Below are 20636 nucleotides of genomic sequence, written 5' to 3' on the forward strand. Positions count from 1 at the left end.
AAAGTTCAGAAAAATTATAGAGTGGAGCCCATGCTCGGGATTGAACCGAGGACCTCTTCCTTACCAAGGAAGTGCTCTACCACTGAGCTACATGGGCGAAACATCACTGCATACCAGAATCTACCAAATTCTTCACTCCAAGGCCAGGATCATCTGTGTGCGCCCTGGTTGAAATCTTTTGGAGCGGGCGGGGGGAATCGAACCCCCATGATCAGCTTGGAAGGCTAACGTTCTACCACTAAACTACGCCCGCTTGCTCTGGCGAGATTGGTGGAGGGGGGAGGATTCGAACCTCCGAAGGCTGAGCCGGCAAATTTACAGTCTGCTCCCTTTGGCCGCTTGGGAACCCCTCCCTAAGCCCATCTCGTTCAACCGGGTCCTGAAAAATACGGCCTTCAGGATTGGCATCGGTTGAGCTAGAAACATTTAAACGTCGCACGGTCGAAAGTCAAGATCATTTGTGCAGAGGATCACTTTTTTTCCGGATCGATCGCCAGGATCGTCATGATGCCCCGCGCCGACTGACGTGTCGAGAGGTTGCGGTAGTGGTGCTGGGCGTTGCCGTGAAAGCAGGCTGTTTCTCCCGCGCCGACCCTGGCCCGCTCCCCACCCACCTCCAGTTCCACCTCCCCCTCCAGAACGTGGAGATACTCCTCGCTACCGGGAAGATGGGGCTTCCCCGCGTAGCCCCCACCCGGTTGCAACGTGAAAGACCATTGCGTCAGGTGCAGCATGTTGGATGGCGTCACCATCATCGCCTGATACCGCCCCTCCCCGGACTCGACGCGCCGCATCTGATCCACCGGCAGAACCCGAATAAAACGACGCGAGGCATCCACCAGTTGATCAAGCGTCATCTCCAGCGCGCAGGCGATCTTGAAAACCACGGCCAAGCTCGGATTGGCATCATCCTTCTCCACCGTGGCGAGCGTGGCCCTGGGAATCCCGGCCAGATCGGCCAACTGCTGCTGGGTGAGCTTCCGTTGCCGGCGAATCGAACGGATTCGCGTACCAACCAGATTGGTGATCATGTTGGCATTCGCCCCCGCTTGACAATCTGACAACAAAATTGACAGCATATTGATTTTCCGCTTGACGCAAACCAGCGACTCGGCGCACAGTAGCCACCATTGTATCTAAGCAAAACTGTTATTACAGGAGAAAAAATCACATGAGCGTTCTGGTCACCCAACCCGCACCCGACTTCACCGCCAAGGCCGTCATGCCCGACAACAGCATCGCCGACGCCTTCACCCTCTCCTCGCTGCGCGGCAAGTATGTGGTGTTGTTCTTCTATCCCCTGGACTTCACCTTCGTCTGCCCCTCGGAGATCATCGCCTTCGACCACCGTCTGAACGAGTTCAAGCAGCGCAACGTGGAGGTGGTCGGCGTGTCGATCGACTCCCACTTCTGCCATCTGGCCTGGAAAAACACCCCGATCAATCAGGGCGGCATCGGCAATGTCCAATATCCGCTCGTGGCCGACCTCACCAAGGAGATCGCCAAGAACTATGATTTACTGTTGGGTGCCGGCATTGCCCTGCGTGGTTCCTTCCTGATCGACCGTCAGGGTATCGTCCGCCACCAGGTGGTCAACGACCTCCCGCTGGGCCGCAACATCGACGAGATGCTGCGCCTGGTCGATGCCCTGCAGTTCACCGAAGAGCACGGCGAGGTCTGTCCGGCGGGCTGGAACAAAGGCAAGGCCGGCATGAAGGGTTCGACCGCCGGTGTGGCCGAATACCTGGCCAACCACGCCAGCGATCTGTAATCCCTTGACAAAACGACGCGGTTTGTCCTATACTTGATTGGATAAGCCGCTTTAGCTCAGGGGTAGAGCAGCTCACTCGTAATGAGCAGGTCCTCGGTTCAATTCCGAGAAGCGGCTCCAGAAAAATAAACGGCTTACGTCGGTATCGGCGTAGGCCGTTTTTTTTGATGTAGCCACAGTGTAGCCACTTGGTGGAAATCGGGTCGTTCGTCAACCCCATGACATATCAGACCCATGGCCGTAAGCATTGTATTGCGTCAGATGGTTTTGTAAATCGCGCCAGATGGTTTTGTAAAAGTAGTTGTCTGGAAAATTAATCAATAATATTGTCTGTCTAATTAATTTAATAATAAATTATAATATTTAAGTAGAGGGTCTTGCGACCCTCATTTGGTTAACGTTAACGGATGTCAATAGTTCCGGATCAGCACCTCTTTTGCCACCGGGCGCGGGCCGGTGGTGCAGGAGTAGCGGGTCGTGACCGGGGTGATCTGGAACGCCCCGAAGATTCCCCGAATCTCCGGAGTGTCGTTGAGGCTCATGAGGAACTTGCCACGGATGCCGGCCAATTGGGAAGCGAGCGCGTTGAAATCCTCCCGCGTGAAAATGCCTTTCCCGTAGTAGTCCTCGCAACCGTGGTATGGAGGATCGATGTAGAAGAACGTACCCGCCCGATCATAACGACGGATCAGATCCCCATACGGCAGATGCTCGATCATGACACGGCTCAAGCGTGTGTGCGCCAGTTCGACCTCGCGCCGGACCTTGAAAGGATCCAGGCTTGACGGCATGACCGCCGATGTCCCCAGCGTGCGCTTGCCGCTCATGCGTCCTCCGAAGCACAACTTGTGGAGGTAATAGAACCTCACCGCCCGCTGGATGTCCGTCAGCGTATTCGGCGGCGTTTCGAGAAACCGCTCGAACTCCTCCCGGCTCGTCAGGGCCCACTGTAACGTCTCGACAAACGCCTCCCAATGGAACCGGACGATCCGGTACAAATTCACCACGTCGCTGTTGATATCGTTGATCACCTCGCAATCGGAGCGAGGTTTGCGGAACAAAATCCAGGCCGCACCGGCAAACGGTTCCGCATAGCACTGGTGGTCAGGAATGAGGGGGATAATGGTTCGTGAAAGCAGATACTTTCCGCCCGTCCAACCGGCAAGCGGGCTTTTGATCGGTATGTTCATTTTTACTACCTGACGACAACGCTCTCTGGCGTTCTGTCTGGCGTGGTTCTTGACCACTGAAATGGTTAAGGGTTTTACATTTTGGACATTTGATCTCAACGCGCATTCCCGCGCCCTTGGCCAGCAAACGCCCACACTGGCCACATCTAAACTCTTCCAACATTCAACACCTTCCTGTACTCTTTATCCCGCCGCGCGTGCGGTGCGGGACGGCCAAAATGGCCAATTGGTCGTGCAGGATTACCCCCTGCGGCTTGGGGTGCCCTAACACCCCGGCCCCCGCTTATTGCTTCGCAGCAATCATATCAACAGAGATCATCTTTAGAAGAAAACCATATAGATCAACCACGCAAGAAGCCATATCCACGTTCCAACACCAGAACAAGATTGATCAGATTGCTCGATTCGCTCTCTTTCCAGGTATATCTCCTTGATGCGTCTATGCATCTCAGATTGCTCGATTCGCTCTCTTTCCAGGTATATCTCCTTGATGCGTCTATGCATCTCTGTCGCCCACGCATCATCCATCCTCCCCGCCCTCCAGCGCCGCCACGCGCGCGGTCAGGGCGGTCAGGGTGCTCGCCATTTCCAGCAGCTGCGCATGCGACTCTTGCAACGCCTTGATCAGGATCGGCACGAAGACCGAATATTTGACCGATTTGGTCACCGAGCCCAGATCACGCCGAACGATGGGACGATCCGCCTCGGTCTCTCCTTCGCCGGGGCTCCACGTCGGATCAGGGATCGTTTCGAAGTCCGGGACCGACTCGACCAATCCCGGAAAGACGGTTTCCACCTCCTGGGCGATCACCCCGATCTGGCGCAACGGGTTGCCGATGAGATTGAAATTCCGCACCCGCACGGCCATGAGATCGGCCAATTTCGGCGCGGTATCGGCAATGTTCTCCTTGAATTTCTCGTCAGAGATGGCTCCATAGCTGTTGTTTGTATTCAGCAGGTCGCCATTGTTGTTTATCTGGCATTTTACGCTGTTGTTAGACGTGACATTGGAAGCAAATTGCACAATTGGGTCGCTTGTCGTCATTCCTGCGCGATACATATACCCGGCAAGATAGTCTGAAGAATCGGCAACGTGGAGACGTGCAACAGGATCCGAGGTGCCGATTCCAACATTGCCATAATTTTTAACGCACAATATGTGCGCGCTGGTAGCAGCAGGCAGAACGTAAATCTCAAACTCTCCGCATATGTTGATCCATGATCCATTATTCCATGTGAGACTAACGATCTTAATCCCTTCACAGGCTATCGGGGAAAAATTCATAGTCTTCCACCCGGTAGAGAGCCCCGTTGAGATATTATAATCGCCATTTCTTGTGCATGAGTCTGCGACACTTGTGACCGCAAGATCCACCCATATTCCGGCTATTTTGGCTTGCAATTTGAACGTCGCCAACGCCGGATAACTGCCTTGGATATCGCTGAACCAACGGAATTTTGAAGCTATGCGAGAAAATTTGAAAATCACGCCAGCTTCAAACTGCCCGGTTTGTGCCGAATAGGTAAATCCAACGTTCGCAATATTGGAATCAAAAAGATTGACAAGCGAGGCTGATGTAACGGTTCCTGCCTGGTAAAAACTTGCAATTTCTTCCAAAAGAATTTTGATCGGCTGTTCATTTGAAGACAATCGCACATCGAGATTTCCGATCGGAGCATTTGTCCCCACCCCCATCCGCCTATTGGTCGCGTCCCAAAAAAAATGTTGTGCATCTTGAGCCGGCAGCCCGTTAGACCCTCCGACCACCAGACCGCCAGCCGACAAACCGTTCAGACCCCCCGTACCTATGCCGGTCGGCCCCTTGATATTGACACCGGTGTCGCTCCAGGTGGAAACACCTTTGATATAGACCTGGCCGTTGTCGCCGCGCAGATAGAGATCGAATTGGGCGCCGATCGCGTCCGATGGGGCGCCCGACCCCTGATACCAGCGTTGCGGACCTGGGTCGCCCTGCGGACCCTGAATCCCCTGCGGCCCGGTCGGGCCGGTGTCGCCCTGCGGACCCTGAATCCCCTGCGGCCCGGTCGGGCCAGTCTCGCCAGTCGGTCCCTGGATGCCCTGCGGCCCGGTCGGGCCGGTGTCGCCTTGTGGACCTTGGATCCCCTGCGGACCGGTCGGGCCGGTGTCGCCTTGTGGACCTTGGATGCCCTGCGGCCCGGTCGGGCCGGTGTCGCCTTGTGGGCCCTGCGGGCCATACATCTCACCCACGACCGCGCTGCACAATCGCAGCGCAATCACCGCTCCAGCCGGGTGCGCTTGGGCCGTGGTGTCACTTTGGGCGCGCAGTACGGTCAGGATGTTTCCGGTGATGGCTGTCACCTTGACCACTTCACGGGCCGGTGACGAGATGACGAGGTAGGTGTGATCGCCGACCGAGAGCGCCGGGAAGACGGCGCCATCCACGACATGAATGGACAGATCCTCTGGAGAGCATGCATCGGCCAGCGTGGAGCGTGCGTCATCCTTTAGTTTCAAAGGCATGGGAATCTCCTTAGGCGGCAACAAGTTGGAGTTGCAGACTCATGGTGACGACCAGCGAGGCGCTATCGTCCATGGTGTAGGGCCCCTTCAAGGATCGGGCGATCAAGGTGCCGCCCACCACCTCGTTGTACAGACCGATCTCGTGAACGGTGCCGATGTAGGTTCCAGGCGGAAATTCCGCCTCGAACAGAATCTGGTCGCCCACGATCGTGCCGGCTGGGTTGGAGAGGGCAATCCTGGCGACCTCGGTGACCAGCGCGGTATCGGTTGGCTCGGGCGCGGTCGAGCCGGTGCCGATGGCGATGTGGCTGGCCGCTAAACCCTGGCCCGCGATGCGCGCCAAGGCCCAGGCAAGGCCATTGATTGTGACAGTAGCGGGCGATTGGGTGGGCATAGGGATGCTCCTTTAGTTATGAGTGAATCAGCCGAAGAGGTCATGACCGAGTACGTTTCGCCCCAGAATGCTGCCGTAGGCCAGATCGCAATCGGCCTGGGCGCTCAGCGTTACGACCGCTGCACTCCTGGTTGTGATGCGGGTGTTGGTGGCGCTGATCATGTCGAGGTCACACCGGGTGATGACGGAGAGTCGGGTTGCCGCCTGGGTGGACACCTCGATTGCACATGCTGGCGTCTCGACACGTATGGCGATTTTTACGACCGGACACGACAGCACCGTGGCCAGATCGATCCGAGCGTACTGATCGTCGCTCCAGCGCCACCCGGTCATACTCAGACGTGCAGGCAAGACACGGGCGATCATGAGTCCCTCCGGACGATGAACAGAATGCGCGGCGTCACTGTCTCGATCGAGCCATCAAGGTATTCCATGCGGACCTCTCCGGGATACTGTCCGGGGAGAGCGAACACCTCCCCGGACCACGTCAGGTGCACCACCCCGGCGGCATAAGGCGCGCGGCGGGTGGCGCCCAGCAGCACGGGATCAGACCCGTCCGGCGGATGTACCGTGGCATGGATGGTGCGCACGCGCGACAGATCATACGGCTTCCAGGTCTCCGGATTACGCGCATCAAGCACAGCTCCGAGCGCCGCCTTGGTGCGGTCTCGCAGCGTGCAAAGCAGCGGCTTGCCGTGGTCTCCAACGGAGAGATGGATCCGCTGCACATCGCCGCGTCGGCAGATACTCACGGCTGGACCGCCTGTTGCGCCTGTTGCGCCTGGCGTTGCACCAGTCGCGCCTGGGCCTCCTGCAAGGCCTGCTCGCGCAACTCTTCCGGGATCTGGGTCAGATGCACATCGACGACGCTTTGCTCGATCGCCTGTTGCTGGCGTTCGGCACGGATGCGGCGGCGCATGTTGTCGCGGTGCTGGTACTGGTGGATCAGATCCACCGTCCCGTCGTCCAGCTCCAGCGGCAACTCCTCGGCGCGCATGGCCATGTAGGCAGTCAGTTCCGGCGGCACTTCGCCCTGCGGCAGACCGGAGACGATGGCCGCAAAGGTGTCGATGTTGCGCTGGTAGGCCTGGATCGAGGCTTGGCGCATGATGATCTGGTCGGCAGTAGTTTCGATGGTGATATCCATGACTTACCTATAAGATTGTGGTTAAAAAAAGGAGAGACTCTGAACAGGTCCTGGGATCGATGGCGCCGGATCTGCGTACCGGACTCCAAAGCCACCCGACCAAGGATAGGCGTTGATATACGGGCTCTGGCTACTGCCGATCGCGATAGCATTTCCCGATGAGGAAAAGCCGACGGCGTTGGTGGTACCGATTGGAAGGATTGCTGGATCGGCGTATTTTGTGCCGAACCCGTTATTCCAGTGGTAGGCACAAACATACGGGGAACTGATGGGGTTGACGTAATGCCCGACCAGGAGGGCATCCCCAGCTGGAGAAAAGGTAACGGCTTGTGCCAGACTGATCGGCATGACCGCCGGATCGGCGAATCTGGTACCGAATCCATCATTCCATTCGTAGACGCTGATCAAGGCGCCCGAGCTTCCTTCAGCAACGGCAATCGTGCTATCGGATGGAGAGAAGGCAACGGCTTGAGCGCTGCTCGGCAAAGTACCTGGGCTGGCGTACCGGGTTCCGAAACCATTATTCCAACGGTATACACTGATGTTCGGAGAAAAACCGTGCCCAACGGCAAGCGCGTCGCCGGCGTGCGAAAATGCGACGGACTGACCTCCTCCACCTGGAATAACCGACGGATTGGCAAATTTGACACCGAATCCGCTCGCCCACGCATAAGCGGAGACGTTGGGGAAATAGGAGTGCGCTACAGCGAGCACGTCGCCTGTCGGTGAGAAGGTCACGGAACTGCTGTAATAAGAAGGCGGCGTGGCCGGGTCCGCGTATTTTGCGCCGAGCCCATTTGACCAATCATACGCGCTAATGCACGGTGAGTCGGAATGTCCGAGCGCAATGACATTCTTGGTCGGCGAGTGAGCGACAGAGAGAACGGTGCTTGTGGGTGTTGTGGCCGGGTCCGCGTATTTTGCGCCAAAGCCATCGCTCCACTGATAGACACTGACAAAGGGGGCGTTCATATGCCCAATGACGATTCCTGGCGATCTTCCGCTGGAAGCGCAGGCCATTGCCATGAAATGCAAAGCACCGCCCATCACGACACCCCCGTACCTGTGATCATCCACTTCGTGGCTGTGACTTTCATGATGCTGGCGATGCCGCAGGATGAAAGAGTCCGGCTTCCAGTGGCGCCGGTCGGAGGCCATACCAGCGTATCCGAGGTGATGCCGATGGTCACGGCGCCGCCGGAGTCGTTGACAAAGCCAATGATGGTGCCGACCGGGAACGGCGCCGCGCTGTTCGATGGGATCGTGAAGACGCGCGGTGTTGGATCCGATCCGGGATGAAAGATATGCCGGTTGGCGTCATCCAGTGTGAGGACATAATTCTCGCTGCGGCTGTTTTGCGGCACTCCGGCATGCACGAATTCATCGAGGGCACAGAGCGTGATCCAGGCCGCGTTGGTCGTGTCGCGGATCTTGAGCACCTGGTTGGCTGTATCTGCCCAGAACATGTTGGCCGTTGGGTTGCCGGGTGCCGACGGCCCGGCGCTGCTGGTGGCCAGCGACTGCAAGGCGGCGTTGACATCCGCCCGGAAACTGGCGCCGGGCTGATTGGGGATATTGAAAGAGGCTTGACTCATGGTTGCACCGTGTCGGAAACGATTGAGAATGCGGAGACCGAGATATTGAAAAACCCGTCGGATGAGAGGCGCAGCCGGAACCGCGCGGCCCTGGCCACCATCTCGTGGACCTCGAGCGTCCGCCATTCGGACCACGCCGGGGAGGCGTTCGGATCGTCCATGGTGTAGGAGGCCTCGACGCGGGCATCGGCGCCCGCCACACCCTCGGCATCGATGTCGATCCAGGCATCGATGGGATCCAGGCGGGCATCGAGCATGTCGTTGGCACTGTAGATTGTCGCACGCACCGTGGCTGTCAGGCGGCGTCGCACCACGGAACCAAAATCGAACACCTCGGCAGGCGTAAATGTCCCGTCTGTGGCAATTCCGTCGCCGTCGCCAAGGTCGATCAGAGCGATGGCGTCGATTTCGCCCCAGGCGTCCACCAGGGTGACGCCATCCAGCTTGAGTGTGCCGTCATCCACGGCGCATCCGGTTTTCTCGCCCATCCACTCCGGGTGAAACGAGATCGTGCCGGTGCCATCGTAGGCCAACACCGTGTCCTGGGTGGCCACCACAGCGGCATATCCGGGCGAAAGAATGCCGGAGGAGTCGATGAAGCGCAGCATGTAGGTGCCGGTGCGCAGCGGCAGGGTTGCGGAGGTGGCATCACCCGGCAAACGGTTGCTGGCGCTGATCGATGCGCTCCATCCTGCCTCGCTGGTGTCCGGGGTGTGGCGGATCAGCACCCCACCGCCGATGCGCACGTCGAGATCCGGGGAGAGATTCCAGCGCAGCAGGGCGATACCTCCCAGGCCGGAGAGGGTCAGACCGATCGGGTTTTGAGGCGGGACGCTCAGGCCAAAGATTTCCGTGGTGATCGTGGTGGGATCGCTGCCGGCGCCAATGGCATTGATTGCCACCACCCGGAATTCATACAGGCCGGGCACAACATCCAACCACTCGAACAGGGTTTCGCTGGTCGTGCCGATGAGTTTCCATTCACCACCCGTGGTGTTTCTGACGGAGACCCGGAACAGATCCGATGCCGAAATCCAAGAGATGGTAGCCTTGGCTTTGGGCGCGCTGCTTGTGCGCGTGACGTAGAGCGACTCAGTGACATCGAGGCCGGATGGTGGTGTGACGTGATACGGATCAGGCAGGCCAAGCGATGGTGCCGGATGGAATGTCGTGGTGATGTCGGATTGGTAGACGCCCGGATCGTACTCTTGCGCCCAGAGTTCGACCTCATCGCTCACGAGCAGGCGGATTTTCAGGACCATGCACCGTTTTTCCATCCACCCCGCCGTCGGATGGGTGATCGCGACCACGCTGCCCACCTCGATGGGCAGACCCTCCATGGTGACCGTGAGATGCACGGCGAGGAACAGGCGCGAGCGCTTGAGCAGTATCCAGCCGATGCGACTGGCCATGGTGCCGGAGGCGGTGAACGGCAGTTCGATAGCTTTTTCGAGCAGAAATCCCTGATCCTCCGCGCGCAAAGCGGGAGCATCGAGGGTGAGCAGGTCCGGTTGCCATCTGGCGCCTGGGTTGTACCACGTCACCTTGATGCGGTTGGTGCGTGTGGTGTGGTCGTTGCTGTCGATCTCCCAGCTGCCTGTGATTTGATCCGGCGTGATGGTGGCCACCGGGGAGGCGGGCTGGTCGATCAGCAATCCATAGTACCCGGCTTGCCAAACCAGCCAGCCGCAACAGCAGGACTTGAGATGCTCGATATTGTCCACCAGACGGGCATCGACGTTGACGATGCCGTTGCAGGTATACCGGGGCTGGGAGATGCCGGGATCGTTGACGACCTCGTCGCAGTGGTTTGCGGCAGCGATGAAGGATGCTTCGTCCAACGCCGAGGCGGGCAGGCCACAGCCGTAGAGGGTGTTGGTCAGATAGTCGCGGATCGCCAGGGCCGGGTTGCGCGAAAAGCCGGTCTGTCCGGAGCGCGGATCGTATAGCAGCCTGCCGTCCACATCGGCGGTGACGGTTGGCAGCGCGGAGAGATTGTTGGGGTCGTATTTGAGTTGCAGGTAGAGATAGGCCACCCCTTTGAGCAGATGCGCACTGGTCCACTTCGAGGAGCGGGCGATCAACTGGGGATCGGCAACGCTCTCATCACCCAAATGCCGATAACACTCGACAAGGCCATTGAATTTCGCATCCGTGATCGCAACATCGTCCAAAAACACGTCGTGGATCGCTGCGACCGGGCCTTCGCACAGCGCCACGACCAGATGCAGGTAGATCCGGCTCTCGCCCGTCGTGTCGATGAACACCACCGGTCCCCCGATGCGGCGCGATCCGTAAATGACCGGGATGGGGGCGACAGACGAGCGCTGATTGAGCATGACGCCGGACGGTACAGCGGAGGTCGAGGGCAGTTGAGGTTTGGGTTCGACCTGCGCGCCGATGGTGGATCCCACGCTGTAGCCGATGAGCGCGCCTTTGGGTCCGGCGACAAAAAAGCCTATCGCAGCACCAAGGATACCGCCAACGAAGGATAGAAAGCCCATCTAGGCGCTCCTTCCCCAGGGAATGGCCTGGGTCGTTGCAATCGCCGCGACAAACTCGAATCCGCGATCACCCGGAAACCGGAATTGTTGCTCGGCATCGTTGGTGTGGCGGCCAGCGGTGCGCTCGAACAGGATCAGGGCGTTGACGAGCTGGATGGCAACAGTGCTTTCTCCGCTGTCCGGATCCTCGTGCAGGGTGACGCGGCTGATACGGCCATCGAAAATCAGGATGGGATCGGCGATCACCTGGCCGGATTTGTCGAGCACGACCGTGCGGATGAGCCAGCGCCGCAGCATGTAGTCATCGCCCAGGAACAAGGCGATGCTGTCCGAATCCCCTCCGGAGAGGGTCACGGTGGTCTGGGAGGTCGAGATATCCAGCGACTCCTCGATGGGCTCGTAAGAGAGGATCTGTCCGGCGGACATATAGGCGTGACCGTTCCAGGTCAGATCATGGCCCAGATCGGTGAGATAAACCGTGCCGTCGTCCATGTGCGCCTCGAACAGGTGGCCACATACCACGTCCGGTTGAGCAATGGCGGCCTTCAATGCGGTGGTGGCGCGACGTTCGTTCATAACCGCTCCACAAGATTGATTTCAACGTCTTGATACCACGGTCCGCCGATCAATCTGTCCGCAAAACCATCCTCCGCAACGGAGCAGACGAAGGGCACATCGGAAACGATCACGGACTCGTCATCCGCCACCGGGTAGAGCAAACCCGGCTCGATGATCAGCGTGGCGTGGCCGGATCCGTCGGAGGACGCATCCTCGATTGCCGCGTAGACCTTCGAATGGCCGTTGAATTGGATAAAATCGAACGCCTTGACGATTCCGGAGACGCTTGGTATCCACCCCTTTGTCACCACCCGCATGACCCCATCAAGAGGATCGCGCGTGAAGGCGCTGCCATGAACTTTCGGAGAGCCGAGGATCACGCCACGCGGCGCGGCGTGGATCGGAGGTGTGAACAGGAACCGGCGCAGCCTTCCGCGCTGTGCAAGGCAAAACGCGCGCAGCGTGGCATGCTCATCGCGCGTCAGATCCATGTAGGTCAATTTGAACGTCCAGCGATGCACATTGCGGGAGCGGGTTTGCACGCGCAGACTGTGCGTCTCAGACGCGATGCTGGGCGTGACGGATCCGATCTGCACACTCTTCGGTCTGGGCAGGACAGGATAAATCGCGCTCATGTCCGGACACCCTTTCCGCCGCGACGGGCCGTCGCCTGATTGACGATCCCGACGATCAGGTCACGCTGCTGATAGATCGCGTCGGAGACCCCGCGCGCATCCAGGGCCTGAACGTTGAACGTGACGTTGACGGTGGCGCCGTTCCCGCCGGCACCGCCCGCGCCGACCGGAGCCAGGCGTCGCATCTGGGAAGACGTGAAGACGCCTTCGTCGCGTTGCAGGATGGCCGGCACCTCGTCAGAGGCCAGACCGCCGCCATGAAAGCGCGGTGCGCGTGCGAATAGGGTTGCGGGGGCCTTGACGGCGCGCGACCCTTCGCCCGCGATGCCGCCGCCATGAAACACCCACGAATCAATGGAGCCGTCCGCGTTGAGCATCCCGTCCAGAGATCCGCCCCCGCCTCCGAATCCGAGCAGTCCTCCCAAACCGGCCAGCAACCCGCCACCCCCAAACCCGCCACCAGATCCACCTCCTGATCCGCCGAACAGCGTTTGCGCCAGGGGCCGCATGAACTCTTGTTGCACCCCGATACGCACCAACCCCTCGACCATGCCGTTGGCGAAATCCAAAAAGCTCTCTTTCAAATTCTTGAACCCTTTGGTGCCGCCAGTGATCATCTTGACCAGGCTGTCTTCGCCTTTCTTGAAAGCGCCACTGAAAAACGTGTTCGCCTGCTTGGCGCTGTTGTTGATCTCATCGGTATAATCCAACACCGCAAGCCTGGCCCCGTCGCTCCACGCCTTGGAGGCCTCCAGCATTTCGTGGTAATTGCGCTTGGCGTGCTCGGCATAGGCTCTCTCCGAGAGGATGCCGGTGGCGCGCGCACGCTCCAACTCCTCGGACTGCATCCGGTAGTTCAGGTTGGGATCGCCCGAGCGGTTGAGCTGGACAGCGACCTGATCCCATTTGTGAGCGAACAGCTTGTCGATTTGCGTGGCTGCCTCCTCGGCGGTGACACCCAGTCGGCGCACCGCATCCTGGATCTGATTCTCGCGTTCGGCGACATCGATGGCCGCCACACTGTGAGCCTTGTAGGCGTCCGACAGGCGGTTGGCGGCAGAAGCCTGGTCGTCGATCTCCCGCGCCCACTGGTTGCGTCGGGCGCGATTCTCGTTGTCGAACATGCGCCGCGCTTGCTCGGTATATTCTTCGAGTTGGATGCCGTGCTTTTCGACCGCGAACCGGGCGATGTCGTTGTCCACCGCCGCCTTGCGCATGGCGATATCCGAGATGGCCGCCGCATCGGCCACACGCCCCTGAGCGTCGGCGTTGTAACGCAGCTCGTCCGTGGCGTCGCGCGCTGCGGCGGCGATGCGCTTGAATGCCGCGTCGGTCATGAGGTTCTGGACCTCGGCTACACCGACGTTGTTCGTCTTGGCGTAGTTCTCGGCATCGACACGGGCCTGCATCAACGGACGATTCGGCGCCGATACGGACAGGACGCGCGCCTCGCCCGACAGCTGCTTTTGCAGCTCCTCGATCTTTTTGGCGTCTCTCTCGGTTTGGTCTTTGGTTTTTTGTGCGTCGGCATCCGCTGCAAAGCTGGCCGATACGGATTGCGACTGGACGGGCGCTGGTTGCTTTAGAGACGCGATCTCATTTTGGTATTTATTGATCCAACCTTGAGCCGTTCTGGCATCGGCTAGCGCTCTTTTGTACTCCCAGGTTCCTTCTGGCAGAGTCGCCAGCCGTTGCTGCGCCTCGGCAAGCTGCTCACGGCCTTTTGTCAATTCTCCCAACGCCAACCCATGACGAATCGGGATGTCAGCTGGATCCGATTCACCCCGCATACGTTTCAGTCCATCCGTGAACCGTTGCATGAAGGAAACGACAAAATCCGAATTGGAAACCTTGTCAAGAAACCGAGAAACCTCGTCCGTCATGGAATGCCAAGCCTTTGCAGACTCGCTCATTCCTTCCTTCGCCAACCCGCCGAAACGCCGGTTGAGTGCGTCCAGGGCCACCCCCATGGCATCGGTCTGTTTGCCCATCAGGGTCATCGTCTCGATTTGCTTCAGCTCATCCCGAGTGAGAAAATTGAGCTGCTCGTCAAGCTGCCGGATACCGGCGTACCCCTTTTCGAGCGCCCCGGCCAGGGTGTTGGTGCCAGATATGAGATCCTTGCCGAACGCAGCGGAGAAATCGACCGACGTGTTGAGCAGCTTGCCGATCATGTTGCCCGCGATCAGCGGGTGTGAGGAGGCCAGAGCGTTGGCGGCCTCGGCGGTCTCGGCGCGACTGAACGGGCCTTTTGTGGCTGCGGCCTCGGAAAGTTTGCGCAACTGCTCGCCGGTAATCCCTGCCGCATCCCCCATGGCCTTGATGCTCACATTCATCTGCCGGGTGCGGGACTCCAGCGTGACAGCGTGCGCGATCACGGCGGCCATGCCTCCGGCCACCGCCACGAAAGCGCCTCCGAACAGCATCATGTTCCGCGCGCTGGCCGCAGCCCCGGAACCCATCTGATTGATGCCGTAGAGGAGGTCCGGCAGAGGGGAAAGCGTTGCGATGATGTTCCCATGGGTCACGACCGCTGCCGTGCCCATGTTGATAAGATTCTGGACAACGATGGTGCGCGCCATTCTCATCTGCGCCGCGGAGACCTCTGCCGCACCGCCGATTCTGGCGATCGATTCGGCGGCGTGGTTTGACGCCGGCACGATTTGCTCGCTGGCCACGCCAGCCGACTGACCAATCCCGGCAATCGCAAGGGATGCGTTTTCGCTGTCAACCGCGGCCTGTCGCGCCGATTGAGCGACGGCATCCAGGCCGGAGGTTACCTGCCCGATACCATCCGCCCTCAGTCGTATCGCCAACTGTGTTTCGCTACCCATCGTGCTTTCGCTCTCCGCTCCAGGCCTCAAGGGCTGCCATTTCCATCACGCGCACATCGTCAAACAGTCGTGGCGTGATGACGATACCGGCCATTCTGGCCGCCGCGTCCACGGCAATGTAATCCAGGCCGACCGGTATGCCGTCCATACCCGCCCGACGCCACTGGGTGGCGCAGAGCAGGAAGAGATTCACGGGTTCAAAATTCTCTTCCCAGACTTCAAAGCCGGTTGAACCCGATTGGATGGTGATTCCAAACGCCTCGGCATCCGCCTGCAACTCCCGCGAGGCGCGCGCGCCGACCGCCCAATACCGGGCGGCATCGATCAGTTTTTTTCGCGCGCCCCGCCGGACGATGCCGTGTGGTACCCGCGCACCAGGGCCAGACGCACGTTGGGCATGTCGATCAGCACCGCCAGATTCTCCGGGGTGAACGGCATCGGCTGACCCTCCTGATCGAGCACATCATCCCAGCCGGTCACGATCGCGTTGATGAACGCGGCGTCACTCTCCCCGGCCAACCGGGTGGTCTCGGCGATTCCGAGCAGCCGCATATGCGCCGTGAACTGTCCGGCGGGTTGTTGATTGCTCTGATGGGGGGCGGTGACATCGATGGTCCAGGAAAAGGTCTGGTCTTTGGCGATTTGAAACATGGTTTGGTCCTTGATGGGTTTTAGGGTTATCGGGAGATGATCCGGATCTCATCATTGCCGGATGTCGGGTGAAACAGAAGCTGGCACTGGAGCATGCGCACCCCGTTGTCATCCGCCTCTTTGGGGCTCATGACCTGCACCTGGGTTCCCTGGATCTCCAGAATGTTGCCGGCCACGGTGCCGTGTACCAGTTGCAGCGCGTCGCGCGTGGCATTGACGGCCAACGTCTCGGCATCCAGGGTGGAGAGTTCTGGCAGAAGGCATTGCGTATTCGCGCTCACGGCGGCACCGGTTTTGTTCACCCCCTCGTAGCCCACCAGATTGCGGTAGCTCACCTCGATGCCGAAATCGACCTCCAGCGACTTCATGGCCAGGGCATGGCCGTGCAGCGTGAAAGTGGGGGTGAGGAGCTTGGTGAGCGCCTGGGGATCGATCGCGGTCGGAAATGCGGGTGTCACCAACGCAGCCTGCGTGACCGGACTCCATAGGCCCGTGAACTCGAATTTGAGAACCGGCAAGGCCTGGGAGGCGAGCGACAGGGTGACCTTGCCGCGCGCGCCGGTGATCTTTGTCAGACGACCATCTTGCCGGTAATAGAGGGTCAGCGACTCGTTGTCGCCCGACATGGGCAGATAGGTGACCGAGACATCCGGCGTGACGCTCTCCGAGAAGCCGCACGCCCGCAGGAGCGCGCCCCACACCGGAGCCGTGCCCGGATCCCCGGAACCATACGCCTGCATCTCGAAGGAGACCTTGCGATGCGTTTTGGTATGGCTTTTCGACTGCTCGCCGAACCAGGGCACAACGTGGGCGCGATTCACCGTGTCGGCCTCGAATGAGGCGTGCGACAGATTTTGCACCCGCAGCGCGTCACTTCCGGTGGGTGCCGCATCCGCCCCGTAAGTGGATTCGATCTTGGCCAGAATGATGCGGTTTGCCGTGAGATGAAGCATTGGCGTCTCCTTAATAACGATACGAAACGGTGCGCAATGTGAGATGCGCGGCGTGACACAACACGCCACAAAAAAAGACCGGCTCCACCTTCTCGACCTGGATACCCGCCACCTCGTGCGTCGCGGTGAGCGCCACGACACCCCCGAGATCCTGATCCTCACGGAATTTGTCGCGGATCTGCTCGACAAGCCCGTCGAACGTGTTCTCGGATCGCCCCTGATCGCCCATGGCCATCACCCCCCAGATCAGCCAGGTGTGCGTTTCGATCCACTGTCCGATGGCGCCGGCGCTCTCTTGGGTGGCCACGCGGCGCACATACCAGCCGAGCAGCAGCCCCTCATCGACGTAGAGCGCGCGCAACTCCTGCTCGGATTTGATGTACGGCTGATGATCATGCACGATCCCGATCTCCGGGATCTCCTCGATGCGTGCGATGATCGCCTGACGGATGGTTTCAAGCTGGTTCATGATCCACTCCTCTCTCCGAGCGTCCGTTCGACGGCGATGCGCATGTAGCGCGCAAATATGGCTTCCATGCGCGGCTTGCAGACCTCAAGCGCCCGCAGAAACATAAACTGTCCACGGCTGCCGTGGTTGTAGATTTTCCAGCGGATCTTTTGGGCTACGGTCTCCCGCTCCTCCGGATCCCGTATGCCCAGCTTGAGCTTCACCCAATCGATCAACGGCTGTAGCGGCGGCATGTGCGGTTTGCTACCCAGCTCGACCGGCACGGCGTAAATCAAGGGCGACCCCATGCCGAGCGTCTCCCCCTGTTGCTCTTGAGTGGATACCACCGCGCCGATCACGGCATCACCCTGGACTTGCGGCATCACCGGGAAGATCGAGGCGCGCAAATTGCCCGTGGCAACCGGCGTGCGTTCCTGGGCCTCGGAGGCCAGCAACTCCAGCGCTTCCATCATCGCCAACTTGAGCGCATTCACCACCTCGTCCGGAGCGTGTTCCAGGCGGCGAGCCAGATCGACCAGCCCTCCGGTGTCGATCTGGAGGCGGTAGGCCGGGTCATTCTCGATCGAATATTCCGTGGTTCCGCTCATACCCATCCTCGCACGCCATGTGTCAGCCCCACCCGCCGTTGGATCGGCGCCACCACCACCCCTGCCGGGATGGTGCGTTCGGTTCTGGTGCCGATCATCTCCCGGTAGCGGGCGAAAAGCTGTTTGGAGCGCGCCGCGTACTCACTCGCCGGCGTGCTTCGGCTCACCGTATCCGCCCCGAACGAAGGGTCCACATCGCCACTTTTGGCCGCGGCGATCTGCTCCAACAGATGCGCCGCGGCGTAGGTGGACACCGCCTCCCACTCGCGCGCCGCGAGCGTGTCTTCGGTCTGCGTCACCCGGTGCGGCACCGTGTAACGCAGCCTTAAGGAAGAGGTGTCCACAGGCCCGGTCAGGCGCATCCGCCATCCCGCAGCCGTCTCCTCGATGCGCAGGATGGAGAGCGGCAACGGCTCCCCCTCCAGCTCGCCATCGCCGTGCTCGATGGTGGCCAGCACGGAAAACCCGGCCTCCCATCCATCCGGGAGCGCGAACACCGGACCGTCCGCAACCCGGATCTCCGCGACCATTACGCGCGCGCGATCCATAGAATATCGCCATATTGCGGTGCGGATCGCCGCGTCGATATCCTCGGCGGTGATGCTCGCCTCGTCCGTGCGCGTCATGCGCCGCGCCATGGATTGCAGATCGGTCAGGGCCATCGCTCGCCCACCCCTTACGCCACGATGGCGCCGTACAGCCCGCGATGGTCGGTCACGGTGCCACCGTAGATGTGCCGGATCTTGTAGGTCACCTGGTCGTTGGTGAACAGACTGCCGACGGTCGGGTTGTCCTGAATGAAAATCTCCGGCTCTTCGTTGCCACCCAAAAAACCGATCTCGATGGAGGGGATGTCGAGCTTGTCCGCCGAGACGAACCAGTTGTTGGGATCGGTCCAGTACCACACCGACACAACCGTCGGGGCGGTGGTTTGCAGGAAGGTCGGATCCAGGTTGGTGTTGCGCACGAAGAGATCTTTCGCGGCCTCCTCCAGAGTGGTCGGCACCCAGAGATATTTCGGCGCGATCCCCAAGGGCTCGTTCGAACCGGACTCGGTTTGCGCCAGCATCGCCAACCGGGCGGCCATCCAGCTGGTGGCGTCCAGGACGGCACTGCCGAGATTGGCATGATCGGCGTGGAACAGCGCCTTGCCGTCATAGACGGTCGGGTTGGTGCGCAACAGATCCAGCACGAACTTGCCAAGCGTGCGCTTGGCGGCGCGCGCCAGTTTGATCGGGATCTGCCGCAGCGCGCCCACATCGTCGTTCATGATCATCTCCAGGGTGACGCTCTCCGTACCGCCGCGCTTTTCGGCGGCATAGTCGGCATTCTCGTCGTCCGGAGAGGAGAGAGGCTGATACGCTCCACCCTGGGCCACCTTCGGCAGATCGCCGTAACCGCCGATGCGCGTGCGTTTCTGATCGCGAAAATCACGGACCGGCACGGTGTTGGCCAGATTACGCCAGATATCCTGCGCCGCCGGCGCGCGATAGTCGGCCAGCAGACGACGGGTCATGGCATCGCCCAGCACCTCGGACCAGGAGTCACTGTCCAGCGCCTCGGCCATGATCGACATGTTCGCCGATCTCATACGACCCGAGACCTCGAAATCGCCTGTCATCCGACCGTAGGCCGCCCGCAGACTGAGCGTGTCACCCGGCCCGGCAGCCGCCGATCCGAGCAGCACATCGAGCATTTTGTCCGTCTTCTGGCGCTGACTCTCGACCAGCCGCGCGCGACTCCCGCCCAGGCCGGTGACACGCCCGCTCGCAGTCACTTGCGACAGATAGTCCCGTTCGGCCCGGATCTCCCTGTCAACCAGATCCGGGACGAACCGGCTGCCGAGACGCTGCGCGACCCGGTCACGCGCCGCCGGAGGCAGTCCGCTCGTATCCAGAGCCTCGCGCAATTGGGTCTTGGCCTCGACCGCCTGTTGGATCCGCAAGTCGAGGTCGTCCGTGGTCGCCGGGGTGGTGGGCTGGCTGGTGGTCGCCGGGGTGGTGGTCTGGCTGGTGGTCGGTTCGGGTTCCGGGTCGGGATAGGCCTCCTTGAAGATCGCCTCCACCTCGTCATCCCGGAGGGCCTCCGGATCCTTGCCGGCCAACAGTTCCGGCTTGCGGGCTTGAATCTGCTCGATCAAAAATTTTTTCATGCGTGATTGTCCATGGTGTGGGGTGGTATTCTGGGCTTCGATCAGGGATACGATCTCGCCGCCGGCGCCCGGCTCGACGATCAGATCCACGGAGTGGACTTTTGTGATGGCACGGGCAAGACGCGCCGGCTTGCCGGATACCGCACCCTGAACCGTGCGTCCGTCGGCGAACATCGAGAGTCCGTAGAGATCCGCCATGCCACGGCTCACCGCTTCGGTCAGCCGCGCGGACATGTCGCCCGCGGACTGGAGCACTTCCAGCGTGGCGCGCAACTCCCCGGTATCCGGAGCGCGCCCCTCGACGAATACCGTCTCGGTCAGGCGTCCCACGATGTTGCGAGGGTCTTTGCCGCCCCCCTTGAGATGCTCCTGATCCCCTTTGATCAGGACGCGCGCCTTGTCAAAAAGCGGCGCCGCCTCGCGCAGCACGGCGTCCGGATAGAACACCCCGTTGCCCGAGAGCCCGGCACGGATCACCCGCACCAGAAACCGGGTGCCATCCTTGGCTTCGAGCAGCACGCCGGTTGCGCCGGGTTGCGTCTCGGTTGGATTTTCCTCTTCAGCCATGTCGTCATCCTCGATGGGCGGTATCTCGTTTGCTCTTGCGTTCAACACGAGATCCAGAATAGAGGGATGCGCCAGGGAGATGTAGACGACCGATGCCGGTTCAGATGAGGCTTGAGGAAACGGTGA

General features: G+C 60.3%; 22 protein-coding genes and 4 tRNA genes. 2 read left to right on the forward strand and 24 right to left on the reverse strand.

From position 1 onward, the window contains the following. Window positions 1-22 precede the first annotated feature (22 nt). From ACOY6C_RS12010 to ACOY6C_RS12025, 4 genes are all read right to left on the reverse strand, one after another. Window positions 23-97 (reverse strand) — tRNA-Thr (locus ACOY6C_RS12010). An 82-nt stretch (window positions 98-179) separates the two neighbouring features. Continuing rightward, window positions 180-253 (reverse strand) — tRNA-Gly (locus tag ACOY6C_RS12015). 15 nt (window positions 254-268) lie between these two features. Next, window positions 269-353, reverse strand: a tRNA-Tyr gene (locus ACOY6C_RS12020). 117 nt (window positions 354-470) lie between these two features. Beyond that, window positions 471-1031, reverse strand: a complete 561-nt coding sequence (locus ACOY6C_RS12025) for a helix-turn-helix domain-containing protein (protein WP_420905714.1) — start codon at window positions 1029-1031, stop codon at window positions 471-473. A 140-nt stretch (window positions 1032-1171) separates the two neighbouring features. On the opposite strand from ACOY6C_RS12025, the gene ACOY6C_RS12030 reads away from it, so the two are divergent. Together ACOY6C_RS12030 and ACOY6C_RS12035 are read left to right on the forward strand one after the other, a co-directional pair. Then, window positions 1172-1771 carry a peroxiredoxin gene (locus tag ACOY6C_RS12030; RefSeq protein WP_420905715.1) on the forward strand — a complete coding sequence of 200 codons (600 nt, stop codon included), beginning with the start codon at window positions 1172-1174 and terminating at the stop codon, window positions 1769-1771. A gap of 45 nt (window positions 1772-1816) precedes the next feature. Further along, window positions 1817-1891: transfer RNA gene (locus ACOY6C_RS12035), tRNA-Thr, on the forward strand. Between the two features lie 290 nt (window positions 1892-2181). On the opposite strand, the gene ACOY6C_RS12040 is transcribed toward ACOY6C_RS12035, so the two are convergent. The 20 genes from ACOY6C_RS12040 to ACOY6C_RS12135 all read right to left on the reverse strand — a co-directional run bounded on the left by ACOY6C_RS12040 (window position 2182) and on the right by ACOY6C_RS12135 (window position 20510). Further along, on the reverse strand, window positions 2182-2961 hold the full coding sequence (locus ACOY6C_RS12040; RefSeq protein ID WP_420905716.1) for a DNA adenine methylase: 780 nt from the start codon (window positions 2959-2961) through the stop codon (window positions 2182-2184). Beyond that, complete coding sequence (locus ACOY6C_RS12045) at window positions 2876-3124, reverse strand: Com family DNA-binding transcriptional regulator (RefSeq protein ID WP_420905717.1); 249 nt, start codon at window positions 3122-3124, stop codon at window positions 2876-2878. The genes ACOY6C_RS12040 and ACOY6C_RS12045 overlap by 86 nt, the downstream gene beginning before the upstream one ends. A 357-nt stretch (window positions 3125-3481) precedes the next feature. Further along, on the reverse strand, window positions 3482-5464 hold the full coding sequence (locus tag ACOY6C_RS12050) for a tail fiber domain-containing protein (protein WP_420905718.1): 1983 nt from the start codon (window positions 5462-5464) through the stop codon (window positions 3482-3484). A 10-nt stretch (window positions 5465-5474) separates the two neighbouring features. Beyond that, complete coding sequence (locus ACOY6C_RS12055; protein WP_420905719.1) at window positions 5475-5858, reverse strand: hypothetical protein; 384 nt, start codon at window positions 5856-5858, stop codon at window positions 5475-5477. Window positions 5859-5885: 27 nt separating this feature from the next. Beyond that, a complete protein-coding gene (locus ACOY6C_RS12060; protein WP_420905720.1) occupies window positions 5886-6224 on the reverse strand; it encodes a hypothetical protein in 339 nt (112 codons plus the stop codon). Beyond that, a complete protein-coding gene (locus ACOY6C_RS12065) occupies window positions 6221-6610 on the reverse strand; it encodes a hypothetical protein (RefSeq protein WP_420905721.1) in 390 nt (129 codons plus the stop codon). Before ACOY6C_RS12065 ends, ACOY6C_RS12060 begins: the two co-directional genes overlap by 4 nt. Further along, window positions 6607-7005 carry a hypothetical protein gene (locus ACOY6C_RS12070; RefSeq protein WP_420905722.1) on the reverse strand — a complete coding sequence of 133 codons (399 nt, stop codon included), beginning with the start codon at window positions 7003-7005 and terminating at the stop codon, window positions 6607-6609. Before ACOY6C_RS12070 ends, ACOY6C_RS12065 begins: the two co-directional genes overlap by 4 nt. A gap of 21 nt (window positions 7006-7026) precedes the next feature. Then, window positions 7027-8052: a WD40 repeat domain-containing protein gene (locus ACOY6C_RS12075; RefSeq protein ID WP_420905723.1), complete on the reverse strand. Its 1026-nt coding sequence runs from the start codon at window positions 8050-8052 to the stop codon at window positions 7027-7029. After that, entirely contained in the window at window positions 8052-8600 is a 549-nt protein-coding gene (locus ACOY6C_RS12080) for a hypothetical protein (protein WP_420905724.1), read from the reverse strand. The genes ACOY6C_RS12075 and ACOY6C_RS12080 overlap by 1 nt, the downstream gene beginning before the upstream one ends. Further along, the gene (locus ACOY6C_RS12085; RefSeq protein WP_420905725.1) at window positions 8597-11104 is read right to left on the reverse strand and encodes a phage tail protein; all 2508 of its coding nucleotides are present in this window, start codon (window positions 11102-11104) and stop codon (window positions 8597-8599) included. Before ACOY6C_RS12085 ends, ACOY6C_RS12080 begins: the two co-directional genes overlap by 4 nt. Further along, window positions 11105-11680 (reverse strand): baseplate hub domain-containing protein, encoded by a 576-nt coding sequence (locus ACOY6C_RS12090; protein WP_420905726.1) that lies wholly within the window; start codon window positions 11678-11680, stop codon window positions 11105-11107. Next, a complete protein-coding gene (locus ACOY6C_RS12095; protein WP_420905727.1) occupies window positions 11677-12297 on the reverse strand; it encodes a hypothetical protein in 621 nt (206 codons plus the stop codon). Before ACOY6C_RS12095 ends, ACOY6C_RS12090 begins: the two co-directional genes overlap by 4 nt. Next, the gene (locus tag ACOY6C_RS12100; RefSeq protein ID WP_420905728.1) at window positions 12294-15131 is read right to left on the reverse strand and encodes a phage tail length tape measure family protein; all 2838 of its coding nucleotides are present in this window, start codon (window positions 15129-15131) and stop codon (window positions 12294-12296) included. The genes ACOY6C_RS12095 and ACOY6C_RS12100 overlap by 4 nt, the downstream gene beginning before the upstream one ends. Continuing rightward, window positions 15124-15408, reverse strand: a complete 285-nt coding sequence (locus ACOY6C_RS12105; protein ID WP_420905729.1) for a DUF1799 domain-containing protein — start codon at window positions 15406-15408, stop codon at window positions 15124-15126. The genes ACOY6C_RS12100 and ACOY6C_RS12105 overlap by 8 nt, the downstream gene beginning before the upstream one ends. 47 nt (window positions 15409-15455) lie before the next feature. Further along, a complete protein-coding gene (locus tag ACOY6C_RS12110; protein WP_420905730.1) occupies window positions 15456-15782 on the reverse strand; it encodes a phage tail assembly chaperone in 327 nt (108 codons plus the stop codon). A gap of 26 nt (window positions 15783-15808) precedes the next feature. Continuing rightward, the gene (locus ACOY6C_RS12115; RefSeq protein WP_420905731.1) at window positions 15809-16735 is read right to left on the reverse strand and encodes a phage tail tube protein; all 927 of its coding nucleotides are present in this window, start codon (window positions 16733-16735) and stop codon (window positions 15809-15811) included. A 10-nt stretch (window positions 16736-16745) separates the two neighbouring features. Next, window positions 16746-17204 (reverse strand): hypothetical protein, encoded by a 459-nt coding sequence (locus ACOY6C_RS12120; protein WP_420905732.1) that lies wholly within the window; start codon window positions 17202-17204, stop codon window positions 16746-16748. After that, complete coding sequence (locus tag ACOY6C_RS12125) at window positions 17201-17791, reverse strand: HK97 gp10 family phage protein (RefSeq protein ID WP_420905733.1); 591 nt, start codon at window positions 17789-17791, stop codon at window positions 17201-17203. Before ACOY6C_RS12125 ends, ACOY6C_RS12120 begins: the two co-directional genes overlap by 4 nt. Further along, entirely contained in the window at window positions 17788-18453 is a 666-nt protein-coding gene (locus ACOY6C_RS12130; RefSeq protein ID WP_420905734.1) for a hypothetical protein, read from the reverse strand. Before ACOY6C_RS12130 ends, ACOY6C_RS12125 begins: the two co-directional genes overlap by 4 nt. A 14-nt stretch (window positions 18454-18467) precedes the next feature. Further along, a complete protein-coding gene (locus ACOY6C_RS12135; RefSeq protein ID WP_420905735.1) occupies window positions 18468-20510 on the reverse strand; it encodes a phage major capsid protein in 2043 nt (680 codons plus the stop codon). Window positions 20511-20636: the final 126 nt, after the last annotated feature.

The sequence above is a fragment of the Candidatus Magnetaquiglobus chichijimensis genome (assembly GCF_045865675.1).
In the GTDB taxonomy this organism is placed as follows: domain Bacteria; phylum Pseudomonadota; class Magnetococcia; order Magnetococcales; family Magnetaquicoccaceae; genus Magnetaquiglobus; species Magnetaquiglobus chichijimensis.

Coding starts and splice junctions, on each gene's coding strand:
- ACOY6C_RS12080 (WP_420905724.1), bottom strand. CDS start 8,600: ATGAGTCAAGCCTCTTTCAATATCCCCAATCAGCCCGGCGCCAGTTTC.
- ACOY6C_RS12095 (WP_420905727.1), bottom strand. CDS start 12,297: ATGAGCGCGATTTATCCTGTCCTGCCCAGACCGAAGAGTGTGCAGATC.
- ACOY6C_RS12120 (WP_420905732.1), bottom strand. CDS start 17,204: ATGAACCAGCTTGAAACCATCCGTCAGGCGATCATCGCACGCATCGAG.
- ACOY6C_RS12040 (WP_420905716.1), bottom strand. CDS start 2,961: ATGAACATACCGATCAAAAGCCCGCTTGCCGGTTGGACGGGCGGAAAG.
- ACOY6C_RS12130 (WP_420905734.1), bottom strand. CDS start 18,453: ATGGCCCTGACCGATCTGCAATCCATGGCGCGGCGCATGACGCGCACG.
- ACOY6C_RS12030 (WP_420905715.1), top strand. CDS start 1,172: ATGAGCGTTCTGGTCACCCAACCCGCACCCGACTTCACCGCCAAGGCC.
- ACOY6C_RS12050 (WP_420905718.1), bottom strand. CDS start 5,464: ATGCCTTTGAAACTAAAGGATGACGCACGCTCCACGCTGGCCGATGCA.
- ACOY6C_RS12055 (WP_420905719.1), bottom strand. CDS start 5,858: ATGCCCACCCAATCGCCCGCTACTGTCACAATCAATGGCCTTGCCTGG.
- ACOY6C_RS12025 (WP_420905714.1), bottom strand. CDS start 1,031: ATGATCACCAATCTGGTTGGTACGCGAATCCGTTCGATTCGCCGGCAA.
- ACOY6C_RS12045 (WP_420905717.1), bottom strand. CDS start 3,124: ATGTTGGAAGAGTTTAGATGTGGCCAGTGTGGGCGTTTGCTGGCCAAG.
- ACOY6C_RS12085 (WP_420905725.1), bottom strand. CDS start 11,104: ATGGGCTTTCTATCCTTCGTTGGCGGTATCCTTGGTGCTGCGATAGGC.
- ACOY6C_RS12125 (WP_420905733.1), bottom strand. CDS start 17,791: ATGAGCGGAACCACGGAATATTCGATCGAGAATGACCCGGCCTACCGC.
- ACOY6C_RS12110 (WP_420905730.1), bottom strand. CDS start 15,782: ATGTTTCAAATCGCCAAAGACCAGACCTTTTCCTGGACCATCGATGTC.
- ACOY6C_RS12070 (WP_420905722.1), bottom strand. CDS start 7,005: ATGGATATCACCATCGAAACTACTGCCGACCAGATCATCATGCGCCAA.
- ACOY6C_RS12075 (WP_420905723.1), bottom strand. CDS start 8,052: ATGGGCGGTGCTTTGCATTTCATGGCAATGGCCTGCGCTTCCAGCGGA.
- ACOY6C_RS12100 (WP_420905728.1), bottom strand. CDS start 15,131: ATGGGTAGCGAAACACAGTTGGCGATACGACTGAGGGCGGATGGTATC.
- ACOY6C_RS12115 (WP_420905731.1), bottom strand. CDS start 16,735: ATGCTTCATCTCACGGCAAACCGCATCATTCTGGCCAAGATCGAATCC.
- ACOY6C_RS12060 (WP_420905720.1), bottom strand. CDS start 6,224: ATGATCGCCCGTGTCTTGCCTGCACGTCTGAGTATGACCGGGTGGCGC.
- ACOY6C_RS12135 (WP_420905735.1), bottom strand. CDS start 20,510: ATGGCTGAAGAGGAAAATCCAACCGAGACGCAACCCGGCGCAACCGGC.
- ACOY6C_RS12090 (WP_420905726.1), bottom strand. CDS start 11,680: ATGAACGAACGTCGCGCCACCACCGCATTGAAGGCCGCCATTGCTCAA.